This is a genomic window from Komagataeibacter melaceti, assembly GCF_003403295.1.
In the GTDB taxonomy this organism is placed as follows: Bacteria; Pseudomonadota; Alphaproteobacteria; order Acetobacterales; family Acetobacteraceae; genus Komagataeibacter; species Komagataeibacter melaceti.
In genome coordinates this window covers 1-8,610 of sequence record NZ_QUWV01000193.1, presented here as the reverse complement: position 1 = coordinate 8,610, position 8,610 = coordinate 1, and the positions used below count along the sequence as shown (strand labels likewise).

Below are 8,610 nucleotides of genomic sequence, written 5' to 3'. Positions count from 1 at the left end.
GCGCGGGCCACCCCAGCCCCCGTCGCCGCCATGCCAGCCACCGCCACGCGGGCCGCCGCCACCACCCCAGCCGCCATGTCCGCCCCCACCGGGGCCACCATGCGGGGCGGCATGCGCATCCACCACCAGCGGGCCGCATGTGACCAGCGCCAGCATCACCCCCGTCGCCACATGTTTCAGCTTGTGCATGTTCCAGTCCTGCATGTCTGAATAAGGTTTATCGCAAAAAATGATCGGTTCGGGAAAGGCGCCGCACGATCTGTCATCTCCCCGAACTCATGGGCGCAGGCGCGGATGGTCCGGCGTGCTTGGAAAAAGGGGGGCGGGCCAGCCCTGATCCTCCCCATGGATATGGGTATTTACGGCGCGGTTCGCAGGGTCATGCAAGGGCGCATGGCGCGGAAGATGCAAAAAATCACACAGGCGGGGAAATGTGGGCCAGCGGGACCGCCCGCCTGCCGCTCCGGCCCGTATGCCTGCCCTGGTTTCAGGGGCGCCCCACACCGCGCAGGCGGTGCAGGGTGACAATGGCGGAAGTCAGGACAAGTGCCGCGCAGGTCTGGTGCACGGTGCCCGCCCAGACCGGCACCACCAGCAGCAAGGTGGTGACGCCCAGCGCATACTGCACAAGCACCAGCCAGCCCATGACCGCCAGCGCGTCATGCACATCCTTGCCCAGGTTGGGCGTGCGCAGCCCCAGCAGGATGGTCAGGCCGATCACCAGCGCCGTCGTCGTGGCCAGCAGGCGATGGTCGAACTGGATGGCGGGAATGTTCTGGAACCAGTTCAGCCAGAACGGGTGCAGCCGCGCATAACCCTGCGGGATCAGGTGCCCGTCCATGAGCGGGAAGGTGTTGTAGGCAAACCCCGCATGGGTGCCCGCCGTAAAGCCGCCCGCGATGACCGTAATGCCCACCAGCAGGCATATGGCCCATACCAGGCGGTGGATGCGCACCACTTCACGCGTGGCGGGAATGAAGGCGGGGCGCGGCGTGCGGACGGACAGCGCCGTCCACAGGATGGCGATATAGAGCGCGAAGGCGCAGCACAAGTGCAGCACCAGCCGCACCGGGGCCACGGCGGTGCTGTCCGGGTTGAAGCCCGACGCCACCATGAACCACCCGATCGCGCCCTGCAGTCCGCCCAGCACGAAGAACAGGACCAGCCGTATCATGAGCCCCCGGCTCAGCGCCCCGGTGATGGAGAACCACACCAGCGGCACCAGCAGCACCAGCCCCATGAGCCGCCCCCAGAAACGGTGCGTCCATTCCGCCCAGAAAATCTGCTGGAACCCTGAGAGGCCGAAACCGTCATGCAGAATCTTGTACTGCGGGATGGTTTTGTACAGCGCGAACTGACGTTCCCATTCGGCATGGCTCAATGGCGGGATCATGCCGGTAATGGGCCGCCAGTCCATGATGGACAGGCCGGAGCCGGTCAGACGCGTGTAGCCGCCCAGCGCGATCATGCCCACAAGCATGAAGCAGATCGCGAACAGCCACGTGGAGATGCGCTTCCTGTTGCGCAGTTCCTGCGCGGAAGGTGGCGTGCGGCCCAGCAGGGAGCCGTGGGAAGAATATGCGGACATAAGCGGATTTAGACCGCCCTTGCGGTCCGCCGCAAGGCGATGCTAGGCGCGGGAGAACAATATTGCCACCGGAACGGGATGCACGCATGACATTACCGCACGCCGCACCGCCTGTTCCCCCCGCCGCCGGGGCCGGTCTGCGCGTGCTGTGGCGGCCTGTGGCGCTGCTGGCGGGCTTTGTGGTGCTTGCGCTGGTGGCCAGCCGCCTGCCGGGGCTGCGGCATATGCTCATGTGGGGTCCGGCCCTGCATTCCGGGGTGCGGGGCGTTGCGCTTTTCGTGCTGGGAGCGAGCGTGTACTGCGCGTTCGGCCTGCCGCGCCAGGCCATGTGCTTCACGGCGGGCGCGGCGTATGGACTCGGGGCAGGGTGCGCGCTGGCAACGGTGGCCACCCTCGCGGGCTGTCTGTGCGGTTACGGCTGGGGGCGCTGGGCGGGGCGCGGGCGCATGCCAGCACGGCTGGGGGCGACTATGGCCCGGCTGGAGGGCGTTGTGGGCCGCGCGCCGTTTGCATCCGTGCTGATGCTGCGGCTCATGCCGGTCGGCTCGGCGCTGCTGCTCAATCTTGCCGCGGGCATGCTGGGGGTGCGGGTTGCGCCCTTCGGGCTGGCGACATTGCTGGGCAGCCTGCCGCAGACCATCGTGTTCGTGCTGGTGGGCACGGGCATGCGGCTGGGGGGGGCGGGGCGCCTGGGGCTGGCGGTCGGGCTGTTCGGCCTGTCGGCGCTGGTGGGGCTATGGCTCATGCGGCGTATGCGCAACGGACGGGTATAGGAATTACGAATTGCAGAAATGCCGTAATTAGATGGTGAAAAGCACGAGGCTGCTGGTCTAGTAGTCCGACAATCCTTTCAATACTGGAGTGCCTCATGGGGTCATCCGCAATGGCGGGCCGGCCAGCCGAAACCCCCGCGCCGGACTCGACGGTCCGCCCCATGGGCTGGATCGCGATCCTGCTCGGGTTCCTGACGGCTGTCGGGCCTGTCTCCACCGATATCTACCTGCCTGCCTTCCCGGAACTGGAAACCACGCTGCATGGGCGTGCCGGTTCCGCGCAGATGACGCTGGCGGTCTGGTTCGTGGGGCTGGCGATCGGGCAGATCACCATGGGGCCGCTGTCGGACCGCTTCGGGCGGCGGCTGCCCATGCTGGCGGGCACGTTCGTCTATACGCTGGCATCGGTCGGGTGTGCGATGGCGCGGGATATTCCCACGTTCTCGTTCTTTCGCCTGATCGCGTCGCTGGGGGCGTCCGCCAGCCTCATCATTCCCAGCGCGTGCGTGCGCGACATGTCGCATGGCAATGAATCCGCGCGGCTCATGTCACGGCTGGTGCTGGTGATGGGGGTCGTGCCCATCCTGGCCCCCACGCTGGGGGGCATGGTGCTGTCCATCGCATCGTGGCGGTCGATCTTCTGGGCCTCGGCGGTGTACGGGCTGATCTGTATCGGCCTGATCTGGCGCGTCCTGCCCGAGACGCTGAAGCCCGCCAACCGCAGCGAATTTTCCCCCGTGACCCTGTTCAGCCGCTACGTGATGCTGGCACGCGACCGGGGCTTCATCACGCATGCGATGATCGCCGGTTTCTCGTGCTTCATGTCATTTACCTATCTTTCGGCCGCACCTTCGGTGTTCATCAACCAGTTCGGGCTTTCACCCGCGCATTTCGGCATGATGTTCGGCGTGTTCGCGGTGTGCATGATCGGGGCCTCGCAGCTTAACGGCATGCTGGTGGGGCGGATCGATGCTTCGCGCATCCTTGGCTTTTCGGTGGGTGTTGCAATGCTGGGCACCATCGCCATGACCGTGGTGGCCATTGTCATCGCCTTCGCCACGCAGCATGGGGGCCATGCGCCACTGTGGATGCTGGGCTGCCTGATCCTGGCCATGATGGTCTCGCTGGGCACCACGGGCATCATCGGCCCTAATGCGACGGTGGGCGCGCTGGCGGACCATCCGCGTTTTGCGGGCAGCGCATCGGCCTTCGTGGGGACGCTGCAATACGTGCTGGGCGCGGTCGCCGGGGCGTTTGTGGGCATGCTGCCCACCAATTCGCCCATTCCCATGGCGGGCGTGATGCTGATGGGGGCCGCGATCATGCTGGTCATGGTGCTGCTGCGTCCGGCCCGGCATGACGCGCCTGCGGGCGCGCAGGAATAAAATCTTTCCTTGCGCCCTGCGTCGCGGGCCATGGCCCAAAGCTCATGGAACAGTGGCCGGTGGGCTTGTCGCCCCGGCGTGTGGCGGCTACAGCGGGAAGTCGTCCGCAGGGCGACATTTTCGTGAACGGGGCACGCATGTCCCGGATTTGGTATGACCACGCAACGGGGACTGCGCACCGATCATGACGACCGCCAAGATCGACCTGAAACAATACATCCGTAACATCCCGGATTTTCCCAAGCCCGGTATCCTGTTCTACGATATCTCGACCCTGATGCGGAACGCCGATGCGTGGCAGATCGCCATGGGCCGCCTTGCCGCCGCCGTGGCCCCCTGGGCGCCGGACGTGCTGGCCGCCATTGAATCGCGCGGGTTCCTGACGGCGGCGCCGCTGGCCAGCCGCCTTGGCTGCGGCCTGGTCATGCTGCGCAAGCCCGGCAAGCTGCCCGGTGAGACCGTATCCCACAGCTATGACCTGGAATACGGTTCCGATTCGCTGCACATCCAGGCCGATGCGATCCAGCCCGGCCAGCGCGTGGTGGTGATGGATGACCTGCTGGCCACGGGTGGCACGCTGGTTGCCTCCGTCTCGCTGCTGCGCAAGGTGGGTGCTGATGTCGTGGGGGCCGCGACCCTGATCGAACTGACCGATCTGGGCGGGCGCGCACGGCTGGACATTCCGGTCAGGACCCTCGTTTCCTACGACGGCTAGCAGGCCGGGACGGGAATTCGCGGTATGCGGCAGGGACTTCCCACCATGCGGGCATTCGGCTGTCGGCCTGTTCGTACAGCCGGTATGATGCGTATGACACCATGCATGGACCGTGCCGGGACAGGGGAGGCTGAATTCAGGAATGAAAGAGTTTGAGCTTTCCCTGATCCGTTTTCAGGACCATATCCGCGCTTTCTTCACGCGCCTGTGGCCACCGGGCACGACCGTGCGGCAGGACCACCTGCGCTGGCTGTACGCGCCCGGCATCTTTACATTCGGTTATGCGCTGCGCACGACCATCACCTCGCTCATCGCGCTGGGCATTGCCCTGTGGTGGGAGCTGGGCAGCCCGCAATGGGCGGCGCTGACGGTATGGATGGTGGCGCAGGGCACGCGCGGCAAGAGCGTGGCCAAGGCGCGATGGCACCTGTTCGGCATGGTGGTGGGCACGATCTGCGCCGTGACGCTGGTGGCCGCCTTTCCACAGGCCCCGATCATGTTCATCCTGCTGCTGGCCGGGGGGATCGGGGCTTTCTGCTTTATCGGCACGCTGCTGCCCGGCCCCGCCACCATGACCAATTACCGTATTCACGGCATGCGGGCGAGCGGCTTCACCTACGCCATCATCTCGCTCGACGGGATTGCCGACCCCCAGCACATCTTCATGACCGCCATGGCGCGCGCGACCTATATCGTGCTGGGGATCGTGCTGGAAAGCACGATTTCCTCGCTGTTCCAGTTCCGGTTGCAGGAACGTGCGCAGGACCGGCTGGGCCATAACTTTCTGATCGCGATTGACGGCGCGGCGCAGACGCTGGCCTCGCTGCTGGCGGGTGACATGCAGGTGCTGCGCAAGGCGCGCGGCGTGTTTGCCAACATCACCACACTGAGCGACCAGATCGAGTTTGCCGAAGTCGAGATGGGCGCGAATCGCGGGCATGAGGGCGACCACGCCCGCGCGGCCCTGGCGCGGGTGGCGATGCTGCTTTCACGCGGGCTGGATCTGGCCGCGCTCATGAACGGGCCGGGCGGCATGGCGGGTGCTGCGTTCAAGGCAACATCGAGCAAGGTGCAGGCCTTTCTGCGCGACATGGCCTCCGAACTTGAGGCGAGCGATGACATCGCCCCCGTCCTTGCCCGCCTGGCCGCGCTGCAGGCCGCGTGCCGGCAGAGCGTGGCCGATTCCCTTGATGAGGAAATGGGCCGCCCCGGCAGCCTGCCCACGGACCCGCAACTGGTGCAGATGCTCTCGCAGCAGCGCATGCTCAACTACGCGCTGGGCAAGATGCTGGATGAACTGGAACAGGCGCTGATCCAGTTCGACGCCAGCCGCCACCCGCTGCTGCACGACCATTTCCACTACCGGCTCAAGACCTTCCGTGACTGGCAGCAGGCTTTCACAAACAGCCTGCGGGCCTCGGTCACGGTTTTTGGTTCCGGTGTCATCTGGGTCACCACGTCATGGTCGGCGGGGCTGACGTTCATGATGTTCGTCTCCATCGTATGCAGCCTGTTCTCCACGCTGGAAAAACCGGCGCTGGCCACCCGCGCCTTTCTGGGCGGCGCGATCGTGGCCTCGATCATGGCGGGCGTGCTTGTGCTGTGGCGGCTGGCGGAGCCGACCACATACGAAATCATGGCCATGTGCATGTTCCTGCCCATGCTGGCGGGGGGGCTGGCCTTTGCCTATCCCGTGCTGGTTCTGGGGGCGGTGTCCTACAACCTGTTCCTGCCGATCCTGCTCGGGCCGGGCAACCAGAGCCGGCTGGATGAAGTGGCGTTCTTCAACACCGCCATGCCGCTGATCCTGGGGCTGTGGTACGCCATGTGGGCGTTCCGGCTGGTGCTGCCGTTCGATACGAACGACATGCGCTGGCAGATGCGTACCGGCATCCTGCGCGGGCTGCGCTACATTGCGCGCGCCCGCACGCTGCCCACCACGCTGTATGTGGTCGAGCATAACGTGGACCGCTTTGTCCGCCTGCTGACCGATGCGGAAAATACGCCCGACACGATTATCGACGCCTACCTGCAGGGCATCCTTTCGGCCATGACGATCGGGCTGAACGTGATCCGCCTGCGCGCGATCCTTGAGCGGCACCTGCTGCCGCCCGAGGCCCAGCGCGTGGTCAGTGACATGATGGGGCGCATGGCGCAGTTCAGCGGGCGCTATGGCGGCCATTACGGGCGCACCGCGCGGTCGGCCAAATTCGCCATTGTCCACCTTCAGGAAATGGCGGGGCAGGCGGACAACCTTGGTGTGCGGCTGGAAATCGACAGTGCGCTGATCTGCATGTACGTGATTTCCTACGAGCTGGACCACAACCAGAAATTCTTTGATGCCTCCAGCCCCTATCTCGATCCGGTCATGGCCTGACCGGGGTCATGGTGCGGGGCCGGGCGAACTGCCCGGTCATTTGCTGGCGGACATGAAAAAAGGGGCCACCCCGGCGGGTGGCCCCTTTTTTTCTGTGCTGGCGGGAGAAAGGCGTTATTTGCCCTGCTGCCCGGCCACAAAGTTTTCCAGCCAGTGGATGGTGTAATCCCCCTTGCGGAACTGGGGATCGTCAAGGATCTTCCGGTGCAGCGGAATGACCGTCCTGACGCCTTCGATCACGAATTCATCCAGCGCGCGGCGCATGCGCTCGATTGCTTCCAGCCGTGTGGGAGCCCGTACGATCAGCTTGGCGATCATGCTGTCGTAATAGGGCGGCACGCGATAGCCCGCATACAGCGCACTGTCGATTCGCACGCCAAGGCCACCGGGGGGGTGATAGACCGTGATCGTGCCCGGCGTGGGCATGAAGGTCTGCGGGTCTTCCGCATTGATGCGGCATTCGATCGCATGGCCGGAGAAGTGGATGTCCGACTGGCTGTAGCCCAGCGGTTCACCTGCCGCGATGCGGATCTGCTCCCGCACCAGGTCCACGTCACACACCATTTCCGTTACCGGATGTTCCACCTGCAGGCGGGTATTCATCTCGATAAAGCAGAACTGCCCGTCCTGGTACAGGAACTCCAGTGTCCCGGCATTGCGGTAGCCAAGCCCGGTCAGGGCGTTGGTGGCGATCTGCCCGATCTCGTCACGCTGTGCCGCGGTCAGGGCCGGGGAACCGGCTTCCTCCAGCAGTTTCTGGTGGCGGCGCTGGAGCGAGCAGTCACGCTCGCCAAAATGCACGACATTGCCATGCGTGTCGGCCATGATCTGGAGTTCGATGTGGCGCGGCTTGTCGAGGTATTTTTCGAGATAGACCTCATCATTGCCAAATGCCGCACGGGCTTCCGTGCGGGCGACGCTCCACGCTTCCTCCAGGTCGGCCTCGGTGGGGGCGACCTTCATGCCGCGCCCGCCGCCACCGGCGGCGGCCTTGATTAGCACGGGGTAGCCGACCCGGGCGGCCACTTCACGCGCCTGCTCAAGGTTTTCCAGCGCCCCGTCGGACCCCGGCACCAGCGGCACGCCCAGCGCCTGCATGGTGGTCTTGGCGGTGATCTTGTCACCCATCATGCGGATATGCTCGGCCGTCGGGCCGATGAAGGTGATGCCGTGGGCTTCCACCGTCTCCGCGAAATCGGCGTTTTCGGACAGGAAGCCATAACCGGGATGGATCGCATCCGCGCCGGTTATGGTTGCCGCCGAAAGGATGGCCGCGACATTCAGGTACGAATCGCGGCTGGCGGGCGGGCCGATGCACACGGCCTCATCCGCCAGGCGGACATGCATGGCGTCCGCATCGGCCGTAGAATGTACGGCTACGGTCGGGATGCCCAGTTCGCGGCAGGCCCGCAGGATGCGCAGGGCGATCTCGCCACGGTTGGCGATCAGGATCTTGGAAAACATTACTCTATGATGACCAGCGCTTCGCCAAACTCAACCGGGTCGCCCGACTGGATCAGCACGCGGCTCAGCGTGCCCGCGCGCGGGGCCTTGATCTGGTTGAAGGTCTTCATCGCCTCGATCAGCAGCAGCGTCTGGCCCGCGCTGACCTGCTGGCCTTCCGTCACGAACGGGGGGGAAGACGGGTCGGGCGCCAGGTAGGCTACGCCCACCATCGGGCTGGTGACCGCGCCGGGGTGCTTGGACGGGTCCGTCACCGCGGGTGCTGCCGGGGCGGCGGCGACCGGCGGGGCCGCCACGGGGGCCGGGAC

Annotated in this window: 7 protein-coding genes and 1 pseudogene; 4 read left to right on the top strand and 4 right to left on the bottom strand. The window is 65.5% G+C overall.

The genetic code is table 11. The features are described 5' to 3' along the window. Together DY926_RS15885 and DY926_RS15880 are read right to left on the bottom strand one after the other, a co-directional pair. Window positions 1–189: pseudogene (locus tag DY926_RS15885) on the bottom strand (hypothetical protein); the annotation flags it as partial. A 298-nt stretch (window positions 190–487) separates the two neighbouring features. Then, window positions 488–1,588 (bottom strand): COX15/CtaA family protein, encoded by a 1,101-nt coding sequence (locus DY926_RS15880; RefSeq protein ID WP_116704242.1) that lies wholly within the window; start codon window positions 1,586–1,588, stop codon window positions 488–490. A gap of 86 nt (window positions 1,589–1,674) precedes the next feature. Here DY926_RS15880 and DY926_RS15875 point away from each other — a divergent pair, with 86 nt between their 5' ends. The 4 genes from DY926_RS15875 to DY926_RS15860 all read left to right on the top strand — a co-directional run bounded on the left by DY926_RS15875 (window position 1,675) and on the right by DY926_RS15860 (window position 6,838). Then, the gene (locus DY926_RS15875) at window positions 1,675–2,361 is read left to right on the top strand and encodes a TVP38/TMEM64 family protein (protein ID WP_116704241.1); all 687 of its coding nucleotides are present in this window, start codon (window positions 1,675–1,677) and stop codon (window positions 2,359–2,361) included. A gap of 95 nt (window positions 2,362–2,456) precedes the next feature. Beyond that, window positions 2,457–3,746: a multidrug effflux MFS transporter gene (locus DY926_RS15870; RefSeq protein ID WP_116704240.1), complete on the top strand. Its 1,290-nt coding sequence runs from the start codon at window positions 2,457–2,459 to the stop codon at window positions 3,744–3,746. 184 nt (window positions 3,747–3,930) lie between these two features. Continuing rightward, window positions 3,931–4,461 (top strand): adenine phosphoribosyltransferase, encoded by a 531-nt coding sequence (locus tag DY926_RS15865; RefSeq protein ID WP_116704239.1) that lies wholly within the window; start codon window positions 3,931–3,933, stop codon window positions 4,459–4,461. A gap of 142 nt (window positions 4,462–4,603) precedes the next feature. Then, entirely contained in the window at window positions 4,604–6,838 is a 2,235-nt protein-coding gene (locus tag DY926_RS15860; RefSeq protein ID WP_116704238.1) for an FUSC family protein, read from the top strand. 114 nt (window positions 6,839–6,952) lie between these two features. Here DY926_RS15860 and accC read toward each other — a convergent pair whose 3' ends face one another. After that, window positions 6,953–8,302 carry an acetyl-CoA carboxylase biotin carboxylase subunit gene (accC, locus tag DY926_RS15855; RefSeq protein WP_116704237.1) on the bottom strand — a complete coding sequence of 450 codons (1,350 nt, stop codon included), beginning with the start codon at window positions 8,300–8,302 and terminating at the stop codon, window positions 6,953–6,955. Continuing rightward, window positions 8,302–8,610, bottom strand: a 309-nt coding sequence (locus DY926_RS15850; RefSeq protein ID WP_116704236.1) for an acetyl-CoA carboxylase biotin carboxyl carrier protein, incomplete at its 5' end; no start/stop codon positions are given. The genes DY926_RS15850 and accC, both read right to left, overlap by 1 nt.